Source organism: Mesorhizobium sp. WSM4983 (genome assembly GCF_029625765.1).
Taxonomy (GTDB): domain Bacteria; phylum Pseudomonadota; class Alphaproteobacteria; order Rhizobiales; family Rhizobiaceae; genus Mesorhizobium.
Map to the genome: position 1 here is coordinate 251,190 of NZ_JARTVM010000005.1, position 17,590 is coordinate 268,779.

20 protein-coding genes are annotated in these 17,590 nt (G+C 64.2%); 9 read left to right on the plus strand and 11 right to left on the minus strand.

Going from position 1 to position 17,590, the window contains the following annotated elements; translation table 11 throughout:
* Positions 1-99 precede the first annotated feature (99 nt).
* The 5 genes from P9254_RS17475 to P9254_RS17495 form a co-directional block, all read right to left on the minus strand.
* Positions 100-537, minus strand: a complete 438-nt coding sequence (locus P9254_RS17475) for a hypothetical protein (RefSeq protein ID WP_066997605.1) — start codon at positions 535-537, stop codon at positions 100-102.
* Complete coding sequence (locus P9254_RS17480; RefSeq protein ID WP_156751019.1) at positions 534-701, minus strand: hypothetical protein; 168 nt, start codon at positions 699-701, stop codon at positions 534-536. Before P9254_RS17480 ends, P9254_RS17475 begins: the two co-directional genes overlap by 4 nt.
* Positions 701-2,089: an ATP-binding protein gene (locus P9254_RS17485; protein ID WP_067320967.1), complete on the minus strand. Its 1,389-nt coding sequence runs from the start codon at positions 2,087-2,089 to the stop codon at positions 701-703. Before P9254_RS17485 ends, P9254_RS17480 begins: the two co-directional genes overlap by 1 nt.
* 22 nt (positions 2,090-2,111) lie before the next feature.
* A complete protein-coding gene (locus tag P9254_RS17490; RefSeq protein WP_067320964.1) occupies positions 2,112-2,777 on the minus strand; it encodes a response regulator transcription factor in 666 nt (221 codons plus the stop codon).
* An 81-nt stretch (positions 2,778-2,858) separates the two neighbouring features.
* Positions 2,859-3,158, minus strand: coding sequence for a hypothetical protein (locus P9254_RS17495; RefSeq protein ID WP_067320960.1), 300 nt, complete (start codon positions 3,156-3,158; stop codon positions 2,859-2,861).
* 231 nt (positions 3,159-3,389) lie between these two features.
* Here P9254_RS17495 and P9254_RS17500 point away from each other — a divergent pair, with 231 nt between their 5' ends.
* Positions 3,390-3,776, plus strand: a complete 387-nt coding sequence (locus P9254_RS17500; RefSeq protein ID WP_067320956.1) for an ester cyclase — start codon at positions 3,390-3,392, stop codon at positions 3,774-3,776.
* A 114-nt stretch (positions 3,777-3,890) separates the two neighbouring features.
* On the opposite strand, the gene P9254_RS17505 is transcribed toward P9254_RS17500, so the two are convergent.
* Entirely contained in the window at positions 3,891-4,298 is a 408-nt protein-coding gene (locus P9254_RS17505) for a DUF3168 domain-containing protein (protein WP_278056326.1), read from the minus strand.
* Positions 4,299-4,565: 267 nt separating this feature from the next.
* Between P9254_RS17505 and P9254_RS17510 the strand changes: the two genes are divergently transcribed.
* Positions 4,566-5,384: an NAD(P)-dependent oxidoreductase gene (locus tag P9254_RS17510; protein WP_278056324.1), complete on the plus strand. Its 819-nt coding sequence runs from the start codon at positions 4,566-4,568 to the stop codon at positions 5,382-5,384.
* A gap of 2 nt (positions 5,385-5,386) precedes the next feature.
* Here P9254_RS17510 and P9254_RS17515 read toward each other — a convergent pair whose 3' ends face one another.
* Both P9254_RS17515 and P9254_RS17520 read right to left on the minus strand, forming a co-directional pair.
* On the minus strand, positions 5,387-6,940 hold the full coding sequence (locus P9254_RS17515) for a trimethylamine methyltransferase family protein (RefSeq protein ID WP_278056322.1): 1,554 nt from the start codon (positions 6,938-6,940) through the stop codon (positions 5,387-5,389).
* A 12-nt stretch (positions 6,941-6,952) separates the two neighbouring features.
* The gene (locus tag P9254_RS17520; protein WP_127243138.1) at positions 6,953-9,364 is read right to left on the minus strand and encodes a GcvT family protein; all 2,412 of its coding nucleotides are present in this window, start codon (positions 9,362-9,364) and stop codon (positions 6,953-6,955) included.
* 113 nt (positions 9,365-9,477) lie between these two features.
* Here P9254_RS17520 and P9254_RS17525 point away from each other — a divergent pair, with 113 nt between their 5' ends.
* Positions 9,478-10,116, plus strand: coding sequence for a TetR/AcrR family transcriptional regulator (locus P9254_RS17525; RefSeq protein WP_067320941.1), 639 nt, complete (start codon positions 9,478-9,480; stop codon positions 10,114-10,116).
* Positions 10,117-10,284: 168 nt separating this feature from the next.
* A complete protein-coding gene (locus P9254_RS17530) occupies positions 10,285-12,441 on the plus strand; it encodes a transglycosylase domain-containing protein (RefSeq protein ID WP_095800162.1) in 2,157 nt (718 codons plus the stop codon).
* A 57-nt stretch (positions 12,442-12,498) separates the two neighbouring features.
* On the opposite strand, the gene P9254_RS17535 is transcribed toward P9254_RS17530, so the two are convergent.
* Positions 12,499-13,692: a DUF930 domain-containing protein gene (locus P9254_RS17535; protein WP_278056551.1), complete on the minus strand. Its 1,194-nt coding sequence runs from the start codon at positions 13,690-13,692 to the stop codon at positions 12,499-12,501.
* Between the two features lie 271 nt (positions 13,693-13,963).
* Here P9254_RS17535 and P9254_RS17540 point away from each other — a divergent pair, with 271 nt between their 5' ends.
* Together P9254_RS17540 and P9254_RS17545 are read left to right on the plus strand one after the other, a co-directional pair.
* Positions 13,964-14,548 (plus strand): DUF1214 domain-containing protein, encoded by a 585-nt coding sequence (locus P9254_RS17540; protein WP_066997640.1) that lies wholly within the window; start codon positions 13,964-13,966, stop codon positions 14,546-14,548.
* The gene (locus tag P9254_RS17545; protein WP_278056319.1) at positions 14,541-15,089 is read left to right on the plus strand and encodes a DUF1254 domain-containing protein; all 549 of its coding nucleotides are present in this window, start codon (positions 14,541-14,543) and stop codon (positions 15,087-15,089) included. The genes P9254_RS17540 and P9254_RS17545 overlap by 8 nt, the downstream gene beginning before the upstream one ends.
* Before the next feature lie 9 nt (positions 15,090-15,098).
* On the opposite strand, the gene P9254_RS17550 is transcribed toward P9254_RS17545, so the two are convergent.
* Positions 15,099-15,287 carry a hypothetical protein gene (locus P9254_RS17550; RefSeq protein ID WP_278056318.1) on the minus strand — a complete coding sequence of 63 codons (189 nt, stop codon included), beginning with the start codon at positions 15,285-15,287 and terminating at the stop codon, positions 15,099-15,101.
* A gap of 187 nt (positions 15,288-15,474) precedes the next feature.
* Here P9254_RS17550 and P9254_RS17555 point away from each other — a divergent pair, with 187 nt between their 5' ends.
* Entirely contained in the window at positions 15,475-16,470 is a 996-nt protein-coding gene (locus tag P9254_RS17555; RefSeq protein ID WP_278056316.1) for a DUF2336 domain-containing protein, read from the plus strand.
* Positions 16,471-16,533: 63 nt separating this feature from the next.
* Here P9254_RS17555 and P9254_RS17560 read toward each other — a convergent pair whose 3' ends face one another.
* A complete protein-coding gene (locus P9254_RS17560; protein WP_067320924.1) occupies positions 16,534-16,881 on the minus strand; it encodes a DUF1491 family protein in 348 nt (115 codons plus the stop codon).
* Between the two features lie 151 nt (positions 16,882-17,032).
* Between P9254_RS17560 and P9254_RS17565 the strand changes: the two genes are divergently transcribed.
* Both P9254_RS17565 and P9254_RS17570 read left to right on the plus strand, forming a co-directional pair.
* Entirely contained in the window at positions 17,033-17,293 is a 261-nt protein-coding gene (locus tag P9254_RS17565; protein ID WP_176477604.1) for a type II toxin-antitoxin system ParD family antitoxin, read from the plus strand.
* The gene (locus tag P9254_RS17570; protein ID WP_095800167.1) at positions 17,286-17,576 is read left to right on the plus strand and encodes a type II toxin-antitoxin system RelE/ParE family toxin; all 291 of its coding nucleotides are present in this window, start codon (positions 17,286-17,288) and stop codon (positions 17,574-17,576) included. Before P9254_RS17565 ends, P9254_RS17570 begins: the two co-directional genes overlap by 8 nt.
* The last annotated feature ends 14 nt before the right edge of the window (positions 17,577-17,590 follow it).

Below are 17,590 nucleotides of genomic sequence, written 5' to 3' on the forward strand. Positions count from 1 at the left end.
CAGAGCCCTGCCCTGCCAACACGGACGCCCTGCGACGCTTTGGCGGCAGACGCGCCGGCCGTCCTTGATCAATGTCAAATTGCGCCGATCGTTGCTAATTCAGGTCAGCGGTGTCCAGCTGCCGTCGGCATTGCGGCAGGCGGTGCCGCGCGCCGTGACGCCCGAACCGCTCGTGTAAACGGTGTGGGTGTATTGGCGGCAGTCCTGCGAGCCGACCCGGTAGGGCTGGGCGGCAACGACCTCGCCATAATGGGTCGAGCTGTCGCCCTTCCACGTCACCTTCTGGCCGCTGGCGTTGTATTCCAGCGCCTTGTACTCGGCCTCGAGGCCTTTGCGCTTTTCGGCATCGCTCAGACCCGAACCGATCGAGCCGCCGATGAGCCCGCCATTCATGGCCGCGACGATGCCGGCTCCCACCTTGCCGGCGGCCGGCGGCGTGGCGACTGGCGTGACCGGAGAGGTCGGGCCGGTCCTGCCCAGCGTGGTGCAGCCCGACACGGCCATCAGGGCGGAAACGAGCGCAACGCGAATCTTCATGCCAGCAACCGGTTCTCTTGAGCGGGATGGGCTTCTTGGGCGAAAAGCACTTCTGGAGCGAGATGGATCGGGAACCGCGCCAGCGGGAAGGATAGCGAGCCCATAGTATTGATATTTGTCGGAAATTTGGCCGCGAGCGGCCGCACGGAAATCGATAAAAACATTATTGAAGGCTCCGCAATCTTACCACTGCCCTCAAGCCGCCCATGCTGGACCGTTCCAGCGCCAGGGCGCCTCCATACTCGTTGACGAGGTCGGCGACAATGGCCAATCCAAGCCCCGTTCCCGGCTTCGTCTCGTCGAGTCTCTTGCCGCGTTTCAACACTTCCCGCGCGCTGTCCTCGGGAATGCCGGGGCCGTCGTCCTCTATAACGATTTCAAAAAGGTTGGGGCTTCCCGCAACGGTGGCGACCGAGACGGCAACGGCGCTTTTCGCCCATTTCATGGCATTGTCGAGGAGATTGCCGAGCAATTCCTCAAGATCCTCGCGCTCGCCGGCAAAGACGATCCCGGCGGCAGGCTGCGACAGCGAAAGCTGTGTCTGCGGGTTGAGCTTGCGCAGCACGCGCACCATGCGCTCGACCAGCGGCGCCACCGGCGTGCGGAAGACGACGCTGTCGCGCTGGGCGGCGACGCGGGCGCGCTGCAGATAATGGTCGACCTGCTTTTGCATCGAGGCAGCCTGCTCGGCGATGAGCTCGCCCTTGGCGCCGCCGAGCGCGCGGCCCTCGTTGATCAGCACGGCAAGCGGCGTCTTCAGGGAATGGGCGAGGTTGCCGACCTGGGTGCGCGAACGCTCGACGATGCGCCTGTTGTTCTCGATCAGCGCATTGGTCTCGCTGGCCAGAGGCTCGATCTCGGCCGGGAAGCGCCCGTCGAGCCGCTGCGCCGTGCCCTCGCGCACCATCGCCAAAGCATTGCGCACGCGGCGCAAAGGCTGCAAGCCGAAAAGGATGGCGATGGCGTTGATGGCGATCATGCCGACGCCGAACAGCGACAGATAGGTGAGCAGCCGGCGCTGGAAGCTCGCGATCTCCTGCTCGAGCTCGCTGTGATTGCCCATGACGCGGAAGCGCGCGGCGCGGTTCTTGGCATCGAGCACGAACTCGCTCTCGAAAACCTCTAACTCCTCGCCCTTGATGCCCTCGGTCGAATAGCTGCGCTGGAAGTTCGCGTTGAACGGCACCTCGGCGACGCTCGGCGACAGGATCGAGGAGGTCATCGAGGAGGAATGGAGTTCGCCGTGAACGTCTTCGGAGGCCGGCTCGACCGACCAGTACCAGCCGGAATTCGGCTCCGAGAAGCGCAGATCGCCAAGGTCGGGCGAGCCGATGAGCGCGCCATTGTCGGAAATGCCGACGGAGCCGATCAGGTTGAACAGATGCGCCGAAAGCAGACTGTCGAAGCCGCGCTCGCTGGCCTGGCGGTAGAGCGTGGTTATGAGCGTGAAGATGACGACGAGCGTCAGGATCGCCCAAATTGTGGAAAAGGCGATGACGCGGAAGGTCAGCGAGCGCGGCCAGAGCCGCAGCTTTGAAAGCCACGTTCTCATCGTCGGCTTCAGCGGTTCCGCGTCACGCCTCCGGCTCTCGCATGCGATAGCCCATGCCTCGCACGGTTTCGATCATGTCGATGCCCATCTTCTTGCGAAGCCGTCCGACGAACACCTCGATGGTGTTGGAGTCGCGGTCGAAGTCCTGGTCGTAGAGATGTTCGACCAATTCGGTGCGCGATACCACCTCGCCCATATGATGCATCAGATAGGCAAGCAGCCGAAACTCGTGGGAAGTGAGCTTCAGCGGCACGCCGTTGACGTCGGCCTTGGAGGCCTTGGTGTCGAGCCTCAGCGGCCCGCAGGTGAGCTCGGACGAGGCATGGCCGGCGGCGCGGCGGATCAGCGCCCTCACTCTGGCCAGCACCTCCTCGATGTGAAAAGGCTTGGTGACGTAGTCGTCGGCGCCCGCGTCGATGCCGGCAACCTTGTCGCTCCAGCGGTCGCGGGCGGTCAGGATCAGCACAGGCATCTTGCGCCCGCCGCGGCGCCAGCGCTCGACGACGCTGATGCCGTCCATCTGCGGCAGGCCGATGTCGAGGACGACGGCGTCGTAAGGCTCGGTGTCGCCGAGGAAATGCCCCTCTTCGCCGTCATAGGCGCGGTCGACCACATAGCCGGCATCTACCAGCGCATCCGTAAGCTGCCGGTTGAGATCCTTGTCATCCTCGACGACGAGCACGCGCATGGTTCGTAGCCTGTTGAAGGGTGGAGGTATAGGCCGATTCCGCCGGCCAGGAAACTTAAGCCTGTTAAAGGGAATTGGGCGTCAGTCCAGCGGCACCACGATCTCGGTACGGCGCGGCCGCTGGCCCTCCTTGCCCGGGACCAGTACCACGATCACGCAGACCTGCTGTCCGCCGCGCGTGGCCTGCGAGGCCTTGGCGAGCGTGCCGCCGTTCTGCGCGGCGATCTGCTGGCCGATTGCATAGCAGTCGCTGGCAGCAAGCACGAGCGGCTGATCGACCGATGGCTCGACGGGCGGCATCGCCGTCGCCTGCGACGCAAAAATCCCGGCTGCGGCAAGCGCCAGCGTCGCGGCGCGAGTAAGGGAGCGGAACGTTTTCATGATCACGGTACTAACGCATTTGTGCTGAACATGAAATGAACGGTGAACGGCCGAAAATCCATGCCCGCCATACCCCCTGCCCGCGAGACGAACAAATGCGAGTCCAACTGCCTGGGCCCATCAGGACCAGCATGGATTGATAGCCGGAAAATCACGGGCGCGGCTACGGTTTTCGCGGCTAGCATATGCTCTAATTTGCGCCGTGAAGCAGTTGAGGACGGGGAGAATGCCATGAGCCATGACGACCTTGCCAGTCTTTACAAGGGCTACATTGCCTGCCTCAACGAACAGGATTGGGACAATCTCGGCCAGTTTGTCGGCGAGGAGGTGCAGTATAATGGCGAGACGGTGGGGCTTTCGGGCTATCGCCGCATGCTGGAAGGCGATTTTCAGGCCATTCCCGATCTGCGTTTCAACATCGAGCTTCTGGTTTCAGAGCCACCACGCGTGGCGGCCCGTCTGCATTTCGACTGCAGGCCCAAGGGCATGCTGTTCGGCCTGGCGGTGAACGGCAGGCGAGTCACCTTCGCGGAGAACGTCTTTTATGAAATCCAGGACGGGCGGATACGCGAGGTCTGGTCCGTCATCGACAAGGCCGCCATCCAGGCCCAGCTCTAGAGAAGTCCATCGTTTCAAGGAAACGCGGAATTGCTCTAACTCCTTTTTTTTGTACTTCCGGACGGAAAACCGCTGCGCACCTTTCCTGGAATTGCTGAAGGAAAAGCTGGTCTCTCAGGCACTTTCTTGCGTCAGCGCGCGGAAGCGCAGCAGCCCGTGGTGCACCGCGAGGTCGTCGTCATAGCGCGCCTCGGCGAATTCCAGCGACAGCCGCGTCTGGCCACGCGGGCCGATCGAGAGGGCCGTGCCGTCGAGGCGCGCCTTGATGCTGTCCATGATGAGCCGCGTCTCGGCCTCGCCCTGCGCCTTCGACCAGATGTGGAGCGTGATGAGTTGGTCGTCGTTGTCGTCGGCGCCGGTGTCCAGGTCGAAGGCGCTAGTGCGGCCGTAGGTGACGTGCGGAAATGCGGCTTTGGCGTCGGCGCGCTCGAGCAGGCCGGCGCCGCCCAGCAGCGCCGACAGCGACGCATCGGTCTTCAATCGCAGGAACAAGGCCTGCATCAAATCGCCAGGCGCCGTCATATGTGGTTCCTCTCGCCTGCCTTGTCCTCATCGCAGCGTAGCCGCCTTGCACCCGTTTCGCCAGATCGTCGGACGGCGTCTTGAGGCAATGCCATCAAGCCTTGCCGCTGATCACCGTTGCCTGATCCCTGATCACCACAGTTACGAAACGGATGACGGCGCACAGGCGCCTCATCACCGATCTCGCGGCGATAGACAAGCAAAACCGGGCGGCTGCCGAGAGTTTCGGGGGCGAGCCGCACCATGCGCGGTTCCGGTTCGGCGGGCATGCAGGGCATCACGCGTGTCACGATGTGGGGCGACACGGTTTTTGAGGGAGGCGCCGCGCAGGGTCTGGTGGAGCAATGCGACTACGTCTACACAAGGCTGCTGCCCGGCTGGGGCGCCGGTCGCTTTCGCCGCAGGGCGCAAGCCTGGCTGACGAGCGGGGCAGACTGGCCAGGGAGGCCGGAGATGAAACTTCTGATCTTTGGCGCCTCGGGCGCGACCGGCCGCGCCCTCGTCTCGGCGGCGCTGGCGGAAGGCCATCTGGTCACCGCCTTCGTCCGCACCCCGCGCAAGCTCGCCATCAGCCACGACCGTCTGAGCGTGATCGTCGGAGACGTCGCCGACTGCAAGGCGGTGGAGGGCGCGATTGCCGGTCACGACGCGGTGTTGAGCTGCCTCGGTGTCGGCGTGCCACTGAAGCACGACGCGGCGGTGATTGCCGGTATCGGCTTCATCGTCGAGGCGATGCAACGGAGCGGGCCAACCCGGCTCATTTATCAGTCCTTCCTCGGCGTCCGCGACAGCCGGCGGCAATTGGGGCCACTGCTCGGCGGCATCGTCGTGCCGCTCGTGCTGCGCCATGAAGCGGCGGATCACGAAGCGAAGGAAAGGCTCATCGCGCAGTCCGGCCTCGACTGGACGATCGTGCGACCGCCAAAGCTCGGCAACGGTCCAGCCATCGGCCGGTTCCGCCACGGCCACGGCATCCGGGCCAGATCCTTGTTGCCGACGCTGGCGCGCGCCGACGTGGCGGCCTTCATGCTCGATCAAGTCAGCGACAAAACCTATTCGCGTACAGCGGTTGCCCTGCTGCCTTGACCTCACGACACCGGTGCCGCGCCGCCCTCTTCGGTGCGGCGTGCGATGAAATCGTCGAGCACGCCGGCGGTGGCGGCAGCGGATGCGGGCGGCTGGAAATCGGAAAGAATCCGCTTCCAGATGCCGGTGGCGCGCTCCGTCGCGGTCTTGCCGCCGGATTGCGTCCAGTTGCCGAAATTCGACCAGTCGGCCACCAACGGTTCGTAAAAGGCGGTACGGTAGCGGGCCATGGTGTGGGCGGCCGAGAAGAAATGGCCGCCGGGCTGCACCTCGGCAACAGCGTCGAAACCGATGGCGTCGGCATCACCCGGTGTCGTGGCGCAAAGCTCGGCGACCGTCTGCAGCGCCTCGATGTCGGTAATCAGCTTTTCGAACGAGACGCTCAAGCCGCCCTCCAGCCAGCCTGCCGCATGGATGCAGACGGTGGCGCCGGCAAGCACCGAGCCCCATAGCGCGAACTGCGTCTCATGCGCCGCCTGCGCGTCCGAGACATTGGCGGCGCTGCCGCCGCCGGAACGCCAAGGCAAGCCGGTGAAGCGCGCGAGCTGGCCGGCGCCCAAGGTCGCCTTGATGTGCTCCGGCGTGCCGAAGGCCGGCGCGCCCGACTTCATGTCGACATTGGAGGAAAACGAGCCATAGACCACCGGAGCGCCGGGGCGCACGATCTGGGCGAGCGTCAGCCCCGCCAGCGCCTCCGCATGCTGCAGGGTCAGCGCGCCGGCGACCGTGATCGGCGCCATGGCGCCCGCCAGGCAGAAGGGCGTGATGATCGACACCTGGCCGAACCTGGCGAAGTCGATGATGCCTTGCGCCATCGGGATATCGAGCTGGCGCGGCGAATTGGTGTTGATGACGGTGTAGCAGAAGGCGCCGTTGCGAAATTCGTCCTCCGAGAGGCCGCGCGCCAGCCGGACCATCTCAAAACTGTCCTCGACCTGCGGCGTGCCGCGCGCGAAGACGAAGGGAAACTTGTCGGACAAGGTGAGCTGCGCGCGGCCGGTGGCAAAGTGGCGAAAGCGCGTGTCGACGTCCTGCGGCTCGATGCAAGGGCCGAGCATATGCAGCACGTCGAAATGCTGCAGGAGCTTCATGAATTCCTCGAAGGCGGCGAGCGTGCCCGGCCGCCTTCCGCGCTCGAGATCGGTGACGTTGGGCGCGCCGGAGCCGGCGAGGAATGTCATGGACCCAAGCTCGAGGATAAGGTCACGGGAGCGGGCGCCGCCATAGGCGGGGATCGAGCGCGGCGCGGACGCCAAGGCTGCCTCGACCATGTCGCGGCCGATCCGCACCATCTGGCTGTCCTCGTCGACCAGGGCGCCGGCCTTGGCAAGAATGGCGCGCGCCTCCGGCAGCAGCACCTTGATGCCGAGTTCTTCCAGCACGCGCAGCGCCGTGTCGTGGATTGCGGCGACCTGATCGTCGGAAAAGACCGGCTGCGGCAGGAAGGGGTTCTTCAGCGAACGATAGTTCGGGCGGCGGCTGGACTCGCTACCGGCCTCGCCGGTGCGTCCGCGCCGGCGTTCGCGCCTCTGATCGCGTGCGGCCTCATCAATCATGCCCAATCCTCCCTATTGCCGCATTGCCTCGCCCTTGGGGTCGTAGGGCGAGGCCGCGATGACGCGCGCCGGCCGTTCGACGCCGACAATGTGGACGGAAAGTTGCGTCCCCTCCCCGGCGAAATCGTCATCGAGCAACGCCAGGGCGACGCTCTTGCCAACCGTGTAGCCGTAGCCGCCGGAAGTGACGAAGCCGACGCGCCGGCCCTTGTGCCAGACAGGCTCGAAACCGCTGGCGTCGGCGTCGACGGCATCGACTTCCAGGGTCACGATCCGCCGGGCGACGCCCGCCTTGTGCTCCTTGAGAGCTGCTTCGCGGCCGACAAAATCGCCCTTGTCGAAGGCGACGAACCGGTCAAGGCCGGTCTGGCCGGGCGTGTAGCCTTGGGTAAACTCGCGCGACCAGATGCCGAAACTCTTCTCCAGCCGCAGCGCGTTGAGCGCGTAGTAGCCGATCTCGGCGAGACCAAGATCTTCGCCGGCGGCGAGCAGCGTCTCGCGCAGCGTCCCGTGCAGGGTGGCCGGGCAATTGATTTCGAAGCCGAGCTCGCCGGCGATCGACAGCCGGGCGACCCGGGCGCGAACCATGCCGATGTCGAACTCGGCGCAGGCCATGAACGGCAGGGTTTTGGCGGAGACGTCCTGGTGCGTGGTGCGTTCGACGACCTTCCTTGCATTCGGCCCGGTCACCAGGAAGCCGGACATCGCGTCCGAGATGTCGTTAACCGAGACGCCGTCCGCCATGTGCGCCTCGAACCAGCGCATGTGGAATTCGCGCAGGTAATAGGAGCCCATGATCCAGTAGTCGCCGCCGCCCCAGTTGAGCACGGTAAGGTCGCCCTTCAGCCTGCCGTCATGGCCGAGCATCGGGGCAAGCTTCGCGCGCCGAGGCTTCGGCAGTTTGCAGGCAAGCAGCCGGTCGAGCCAGGCCTCGGCGCCGGGACCGGACACGGCGTAGCGCGAGAAGGCCGTGGTGTCGACGAGGCCGGCGGCGCGGCGCACCTGCAGCACCTCATCGCCAACGATGTCGAAGGCGTTGGAGCGCTTCAGCGTCGTCTCCTCGCGAAAACCCATCGGAGCGAAATAGGCCGGGATTTCCAGCCCCCATGAGGCCATCCACTCGGCGCCGGCCGCGCTCATGCCGTCATAGGCGCCGGGCCGCTTCAGCGGCCGGCCCGCCGGCAGCCGCTCGTTGGGGAAGGTCATGACGAAGCGACGGGCGTAGAACTGGCGCGTGGTTTGCCTGAGATACTCGCGGTTGGCTGCGAAGGCGCCGTAGCGGGCGATGTCCATGCCGAAGATGTCGGCCTGCGGCTCGCCGTAGATCATCCATTCGGCCAGCGACTTGCCGACGCCGCCACCCTGGCTGAAGCCGGCCATGACGCCGCAGGCGACCCAGTAGTTCTTCAAGCCACGCACCGGGCCAACCAGTGGATTGCCGTCGGGGGTGAAGGTGAAGGCGCCATTGACCCATTTGCGGATGCCCGCCTTGGCCAGGCAGGGGAAGCGCTGATACGCCTTCGAAAGCTCCGGGCTGATGCGGTCGATGTCCTCGGGGATCAGCTCGATGCCGTAGTCCCAGGGCGCACCGTCCATGTTCCAATGTTTTGGATTCTGCTCGTAGACACCTAGCAGCACGCCTTTGCGCTCCTGCCGAAGATAGGAGAAGCCGTCGAGATCGACGGCAAGGCCGAGCTCGTTGTCCAGGGCAGCGACCTCCGGAATGTCCTCGGTGACGAAATAATGGTGCTCCATCGGCGTCACCGGCAGGTCGACGCCTGCCATGAGGCCGACCTGCTTGGCCCACAGGCCGCCGGCGTTGACGACATGCTCGGCGACAATCGCGCCCTTCTCCGTAACCACATCCCAGCCGCCGTCGGCGCGCTGGCTGAGCTCGATCACGCGGTTGCGCAGGATCACATCGGCGCCGCGCTTCTTTGCGGCGCCCGCATAGGCGTGCGTCGTGCCGTAAGGGTCGAGATGGCCTTCGTTGGAATCGTAAAGGCCACCCAGCACATCGCTGACGTCGACGATCGGGCAGATCTCCTTGATCTCCTCGGGCGTCACCAGGCGGGCCGTCTCGATGCCGACCGACTGGAACACCGCCCAGGCCGATTTCAGCCATTCCCAGCGCTGCGGATCGCTTGCCATGTTGACGCCACCGGTCATGTGCAACCCGGCATCCTGGCCGGACTCGGCCTCGATCTCGCGGTAGAGCTTGATCGTGTAGTCCTGCAGCGCCGCGACATTGGGATCGGCGTTCAGCGCATGGAAGCCGGCCGCCGCGTGCCAAGTCGAGCCGGCCGTCAGCTCGGCGCGCTCGATAAGCGCCACGTCGCTCCAGCCGAAGCGCGTCAGGTGATAGAGCACCGAGGCGCCGACCACGCCTCCCCCGATGACGACTGCCCGGTAATGCGATTTCACGAGCCTCTCCCTCTCGTTGGAGAGCCTTACGATACACGTCCTGTACAGGAGTGTCTAGACACAAGTGTACAGATCGCTTGCGCGCCGCTTCCCGCCATGCCTATTGTGCGGCCATGATCATGACCGCCCCGCAGGCCGAACCGGTTCTCGGCAACATCAAGGTCACGCGCTCGGACTGGATCAATCTGGCGCTTGAGACGCTGGTTTCAGACGGTATCGAGAGCGTGCGCGTGCTCACCCTCGGCCAGAAGCTCGGCGTGTCGCGCTCAAGCTTCTACTGGTATTTCGAAAGCCGGCAGGATCTGCTCGACCAGTTGCTCAAGCATTGGCACGACACCAACACCACTGCGATCGTCGAGCGCGCCCGGCGCCCCGCCGAAACCATCATCATGGGCGTGATGAACGTATTCGAATGCTGGGCCGACGAGCGCCTCTTCGACCCGAGGCTCGATTTCGCCGTGCGCGAATGGGCGAGGCGCTCGGCAGACGTGCGGCAGATGATCGACCAGGCCGACGACGAGCGCCTCAGCGCCATCCGCGACATGTACCGCCGGCACGGCTACGACGACGAGGACGCCTTCATCCGAGCGCGTGTGCTCTACTACATGCAGATCGGCTATTACGTGCTCGACCTCAAGGAACCGGTCGAGGCCCGCGTCAGCCATCTCGCCGCCTATCTGCGCTCCTTCACCGGCCAGGAGCCGACCGAAGCGGATGTGGCGCATTTCATGCGCTTCATCGCGGCGCGCTGATGACTACCCGCCGTTCACGGCCGATTGACCTCCATTCAACAAAGCTTGTGCTGTGGCTTCGCTGCCCTTGTGAGCAGTGATAAAATGGTCGAATAGTTTGGCAGGGTGCCACCTGAAACTGCCCGCATGCTGTTTTCGGGCGAAAGCGCATTGGGGCGGAAGTCTGGAATGCCAACTCCTTCGAAACCACGCAAGAGAAGAGGCCGGATCGCCTCGGCGGCTCTTGCCGTCGATGCGTGGCTCGATTCCTCGCTCTACGAGATCAGCTTCAAAGCGCGCGAATTCTGGGAGGCCGCAACCATCTTTTCCCGCCGCTTCCGCCTGCATGGCTGGCGGCGCGCCATCATCGAGGTGCTGAGTGAAGGGTTCACCATGGGAGCCGGCGGCTTCGTGGTGCTGTTGGCGCTGGCCATGCCGGCGTTTGAGATCACCGCCGGCGATTGGCGCAACCAGGGCGATTTCGCCGTCACCTTCCTCGACCGCTACGGCAACGAGATCGGCCAGCGCGGCATCATTCAGCGCGATTCTGTGCCGGTCGACGAGATGCCGGATATCGTCATCAAGGCGGTGCTGGCGACCGAGGACCGCCGCTTCTTCGATCACTACGGCATCGACGTTCTCGGCCTGTCGCGCGCGATCTTCGAGAATGTGCGCGCCAATTCGGTGGTCCAGGGCGGCTCCAGCATCACCCAGCAGCTGGCCAAGAACCTGTTCCTGTCCAACGAGCGCACCTTGGAGCGCAAGATCAAGGAAGCTTTCCTGTCGCTCTGGCTGGAGGCCAACCTCTCCAAGAAGGAGATCCTCCAGCTCTATCTCGACCGCGCCTATATGGGCGGCGGCACGTTCGGCATCGAGGCGGCGGCGGATTTCTATTTCGGCAAGAGCGTCAAGGACCTGAACCTCGCCGAGGCGGCAATGCTGGCCGGCCTGTTCAAGGCGCCCACCAAATACGCCCCGCACATCAACCTGCCGGCCGCCCGTGCGCGCGCCAATGTGGTGCTCTCCAACCTTGTCGACGCCGGCTTCATGACCGAGGGCCAGGTGCTGCAGGCGCGGCTGCATCCGGCAGATGTCGTCGACCGCGGCGAGCAGAAGAGCCCCGACTATTTCCTCGACTGGGCCTTCGACGAGGTCAAGAAGATCGCCAAGCCCGGCCAACACTCGCTGGTCGCCCATACGACCTTCGACGCCAATATCCAGAAAGCGGCCGAAGAGTCGGTCGAATTCCATCTCCGCCAGTTCGGCAAGGAATACAACGTTACCGAGGGCGCGGTGGTGGTGATCGAGACCAACGGCGCGGTGCGCGCCATTGTCGGCGGCCGCGATTATGGCGCCAGCCAGTTCAACCGCGCCACCAAGGCGCTGCGGCAGACCGGGTCGTCGTTCAAGCCTTATGTCTATGCCACCGCGATGGAGCACGGCTTCACGCCGGACTCGGTGGTTTCCGGCGGCGCCGTCAGTTGGGGCAGTTGGTCGCCACACAATTACAATGGCGGCTCGGCCGGCAACGTCACGCTGCTCACGGCTATCGCCAAGTCGATCAACACCGTGCCGGTGCGGCTCGCCAAGGACTATCTCGGTATCGGGCCGATCAAGGCGATGGCCGAATCCATGGGTGTCGAATCGCCGCTGGAATCGCACAAGACCATGGTGCTCGGCACGTCCCTCATGACGGTGATGGACCAGGCGACAGGCTACAGCGTCTTCGCGCAGAACGGCTTCGTCGGTTCCCGGCACGGCATCACGCAGCTCGTTACCCGCACCGGCGACGTCGTCTATGACTGGGCCAAGGACGCGCCGCCGCCGCACCGTGTGCTGTCGGAAAAAGCTCTGAAATACATGAACACCATGCTGGCCGCGGTGCCGGCGATCGGCACGGCGCGGCGCGCGCAGCTTCCCAACATCGTCGTCGCGGGCAAGACCGGCACCACGCAGTCCTACCGAGACGCCTGGTTCGTCGGTTTCACCGGCAACTACACGGCCGCCGTCTGGCTCGGCAATGACGATTTCACGCCGACCAACAACATGACCGGCGGGTCGCTGCCGGCGATGGTCTGGCAGCGGCTGATGGCCTATGCACACCAGAACATCGATCTGAAGCCGATCCCTGGCCTCGATCATCCCTGGGTCGACCCGGAGGTCGCGGCCAAGGCCGAGGAAGAGGCGAAGAAGGAGGCCGCTGATGCCGCGGCGCAGGCAGAGGCCGAGCGCCCGCCAGTGCTTTCCAGCCGCACCACGCAGACGCTGAGGGCAATGACCAAAGCCTTCCAGGCGGCACCCGCTCTCAACGCACCTACCCTGCCGGAGACGCTGTCCGCGCTTTGAACCTTCGTTCGACGCATGCGCTTGCCCCGAAACCGGTCCCACTTTCGAGTGAAATACTTAGCGGAGACTAGGCAATCTCAGCCCGGCCCATTCGCCGGGTGGGATCTCAGCCCCGACACGGAAGTTGAACGACAAGACCCTTGTCGCATCGGCGTCGACCTCGCACCGGAAGCTCAGGCGGTACCATGTGGTTGCCGTGCTGAAGGCGGCCACCGGAGGGTTAAGGACATTGCCCACCTTCAGCGGAATGGATGGCAGCCATTTGGGAGAATAGGAGGCGCCCTGCAATTCCTCGTTCAAAACGCTGCCGCAAAGATTGGCAACCCGCTGGTCGCGAGGCACCTCGCTCATAGAGCTTGTGGCCAGCGCGTCGCCGGTAGCGCCCTGCGAATAGAGCTTTCGAACACCCGGAAGGCCGGAATAGATCGGCGACGCAGCAACGGCGGCGTTGGTAGAACTTGGCGTCCCGGCGCTCTTGCTTCGGAACTTCGAGATCTTTGCAGGCCTGAACTTCAGCGCATTTGCTTGCTTGGGCTTTTGCTTTTCGGTCACGGCCGGAAGATCGACCTTATCGCCGCTCTTGGCATCCGTCGGCGTCGGCGCCGCGGCTGTTTGCTTTTCGGCGGTTGGCGCTCCTGCCTCTTGCTCGGCAGCCTGCTGTTTATCCGTGTCCTGGGCTGCCTTCTCCTCACTTTGCGTGGGCTCGGCGTCCGTCGCGGCGATTACCGGCTTCTCATCAGCCGTGCTTTGATCCGCCGGCTGATCGGCATCTGCCGGCGCGGCAGATTGCTTCTGTGCAGGCTTCGCCACGGCGGGCGGCTTGCTATCGCTATCCTTGGCCGGCGGCGGCGTGTTGTCCCGGTTGCCGGCTCCATCCAGGGATTTCCTGGGGCCGGTGTCCTTGTTGCCATACTGGAAAACGGGCTTTAGCACCGCGATCGGCGGTGGCTTCGGCGGCTGCTTTTCCGGCACTGGAGGCTTTTCCACTTTTTGCTCGGGCGGTTTTTCGGCTTTCGGTTCCGGGGGCTTCTCGGCCTTGAGTTGCTTCGGCTGCGGTGCGGGCGGAGGCTTCGGCTTAGGTTGCTCGGGCGGAGGCACAAGCGCGACATTGACCGGCTGTTCCTGATCCGGCTGTTGGGCGGGCTTGGGCAAGGTATAGACCAGAAACGCTGCGATCAGCGCATGCAGCATCAGCGATGCGGGCAAAGCCCACGCCAAATTCCGACGCCGCTCTTCTGTCTCGCCCTTCATCCCGACCGATGTGGAACGAAATGGCGGCGGCTTCAAGCACAGGCATCGGATCGGCGCCTGACAAGTCAGTGATTGGATGGCCACGTGCAGCGCCGCCGAGAATCAGAAGGGGCGCAGTCCGGACTTGTCCGTGACAGGCGTTCGCTGACATGGGAACGTCATGCTGCTTGCAGGCCGGACCACCTGAATATCGCCACGCCCGGGGCAAGCCGGCTTGCCACGAGGCCCCACGCCGCGATATCCCGGGCAACCTCCTCAGTTCCGGCCTTCCATGCTCAAGACCGTCTCCCTCACGCTGCTTTCGCTTGCCATGGCCATCGGCCTTGGCGGCGGCAGCGTCTGGTACGCGCTCAACGCGCAGGACGGCGTCGGCGCGATCCGCATCGGCCAATGGACAGCTTTTCCTGAAATCGGCACGGAAGGCTCCGACCCCTACTCCAAGGCGCGCGTGGCGCGTGAGGGCGTGCTGGCGCTCGGCCGGGCGGAAGGGTTGTCCTTCGTCGCCGAGCGCGATGAAGCTGGCCAACCGCTGAAGCGGGAATGCGCCTATACAATCGAAGGCGGTTACCCGACGGCCCGGTTCTGGACGCTTTATGCCGCCGACCAGTCGCTCGGCGTCATTGACACCGGCAAAGCGAGACAGGCGGTGCTGCAATCCTACGAAGTGCTGCGCCGGCCCGACAATTCGGTCGTCATCTCCGTCGGCGACCGCCCTGCCCCGGGCAACTGGCTGCTGACGGCCGGCTTCGGCAAGATGTATTTCGTGCTGACCTTCTACGACACGCCGATCGCGAGCAGCACTGGGCTTTCCGACGTGGCGCTGCCGCGCATTTTGAAGGCGGGCTGCCATGCGTAGCCTGCTGCACGCCCTGGTCCTCGGCCTGCTCGGCGCCGGCATCGTGCATATCGCGGTGCTGTTTCTGGTGCCGGAATTTTCCGAGCGCGATGCCTGGTCGCGGCTGGCAATGGCCTCCGACCTCTATAAGATGACGCGCCTCGACGCGGAGGCCGGCGGTGCGCCTGTGGTGAAGTCGGTCGACCCCATGTTCTACGCGGTTGCCTGCCGCTTCAATCTCGCCGACGGGCTGGTACGGATCCGGGCGCCGGGCGACGTGCCGTTCTGGTCGGCCTCGGTCTATGACCGCAGCGGCCATAACATCTATTCCTTCAACGACCACAATGCGAACAGCGAAAAGCTCGATGCCGTGGTGCTGACACCGGCGCAGATGATCGACGTGCGGCGCGATCTTCCCGAGGACTTGCAGGGCGCGATCTTTGTCGAGGCGCCGATCGAAGAGGGAATCTTTGTCGTCCGCGCCTTCGTGCCGGACGATAGCTGGAAGCCGATCGTGTCGCGCTTTCTCGAACAGAGTGCCTGCGAGCTGCAGGAATACTGAAGAGTCAGCTCAGTGATGCGGCACCAGTGGCCGTGGCGACCCAGGCTTGTCCGGGCCGTCCGGACGCGCCGCGCCGACCTGCGGCTGTGGCTCATAGCGGACGCCGGGGAAGATGATGACAGCCGCTGCCCTGTCGGTGTCGTGGGTTACTCGATTGACGGATGCCGCTCGCGGCACGAAAGACAAGACCATGCCCATGGTTCGCGTATTCCTCTCGGTTTGACCGGAGCACAACGCAACGCCTCCAAAGTCGATTAAGGCGGGCAGAGGGTTAACGGAGCGCTAACGGATCGCGGCTAATTTGATGTTTGTTCCCTGGAGACGCGAAACCGGCCCGGCCGGAGGCGCGGGGCCGGGTCTGTGTCGAGTATCGGGCGTATCCTCCGTGTCTTCTTCGGATTTCAGGCACATCGCTATCCGGACCGAAGCGGGAAAAGCCGAAAGGCTGTTCCGCGCCGCCGTGTCGGCCTTCTGCTCGCTGACGCGCCCGTCGCAGCGCGAAATCGCCCAACTCGAGGATCTGACGCTGCCGCTGTTCGACGAAGTGTCGGTCGAATCGCGCCGCTATGTCGCCGCCGCCCTTTCCGAATGCGAATATGCGCCGGCCGCGTTGGTGCGGCGGCTGGCCGAGGAGCCGGTCGAGATCGCGGCGCCGCTGCTTACCCGCTCGAACGCGCTGAGCGACATCGACCTCATCGCGCTGATCGGCCGCCATGGCCTGCCGCACGCGCGCGCAATCGCTCGCCGCAAGGAACTCAACGCAACCATCGCCCACCTGATCCGCGCGCTGGAGAAGCCGACGCTGGTCAACACGCGGCCGCCGGAGACGGTCACGAAGATCGCGCCGGTGAAACCGGCCGCTTCCGCAACAGAAGACAACCGCCCGGATCCCGGCGTGCCTGAGGAAAACGCGCGGCGACGCCTGCGCTCGATGATGCGGCCCGCCGGCGAAAGTGCCGCTGTCAACCTGTTCCTCGGACAGCCGACTTATCTGAAGCTGCGCGAGACGGCGCTGACGGGCAACCTTGCTTTCTTCCAGACAGCGCTTGCCGATGCGCTCGACATCGATTTTGCCACAGCCCGCTCGATCACAGAGCAATCGGGCTACGCAGCGCTGCTTGCGGCGCTCAAGGCGCTCGACCTAAGCGAAGACAGGGCCTTCCTGATCGCGGTCGCGGTCCATCCCGGCGAGTTTCCGCATCCCCAGGCAATCCGTCTGTTCCTCGACCGCTATCGGCTGCTGCATCGCGAGGCAGCGCTCGACAAGGTGCGGGCCTGGAAAGCCGAAACGCTGTCTCGGGCGATCCGCGGCAATGCCATCGAGACAGGGCGCCACGCATCGAACAGCGATGACAAGGCCGCCGGCCGCAAAGCGTCCTGAACCAATTCCAGGGAAGGTGCTCAGCGGTTTTCCGTGGCTGGACGCGACGCTGGGCCGCCGCCTCTATTCCGCCTTCACGGAAACAAGCTCCTCGACCGGAACGGAGCCGGCCTCGATCTCGACCACCCAGATGTCGGGATCGAATCTCTTTTCCTTTTCCAGCCTTGCATCGAATGCCGAGCTATCGTCGCCAGAATCGAGCAAGGTGAAGAAGCGCTCGTCGGGCTTGGCCGAATCGTAGCTCGTTTGCGGCGCCGGTCCGTACAGAGCCACTTCGCCGAGCCGGTCGCGCGACAACACGAAGACGGCGCCGGCCTCGGTCGCGCCGCGCTTGACCACGGCAGCAAAACCGCCGGCGGTGAAGACACGGCGCAGAAGGGCCGATACCCACAGATCGGTAGTCACGCGCATGGCAGGGTTCCGGATGGCATGCCGACCTTTTTAGCGAGATTCCCGCGTGTTCGCGAGCGGCCAGGATGTCAAGAACGGAACATCCGCTTCTAACAAATCTTGTTGAAATTTATTAGAGGCGTTAAAAACAATAACCATGAAAACTCAAGCCATGCGTACTCTCACCATATCCCTCACACCGAAGCAGGCCGCGCGTCTGCAGGACGCGGTGGACAGCGGCAGCTATGCTTCGAATAGCGAAATCGTCAGGGAAGCCCTCAGGCTGTGGGAACACCGCGAGGAACTTCGCGCCCTGGAACTGGCACAGCTAAAGCAAGCTTATGAAGAAGGCATGGCGAGCGGTAAGGGCCAAGAGGTTGACCGCGCCGCCTTTCTGCGTGCTCTGAAGGCCGAGCGCGCCGGACGTGGCTAACTATCGACTTACTCCTCGCGCGCAACGGGATCTAAGCGAGATTTGGGAACATATCGCGGCTGACAGCGAAAGAGCTGCTGACAGGCTCGTGGGACGCATTTTCGACAAGCTGGAACTCGCTTGCAGCCATGCCAGTATAGGTGTCGCTCGGCCCGAGTTGAGCGACACAGCCCGTGTTCTGGTGGAAGGCCGATATATCGTTATTTACGAACCGACGAGCTACGGCATTCTAGTTGTGGCAATAGTCCACGGGATGCGAAACCCCGAACATTGGCTCGAATGAACCGACGCCCGATG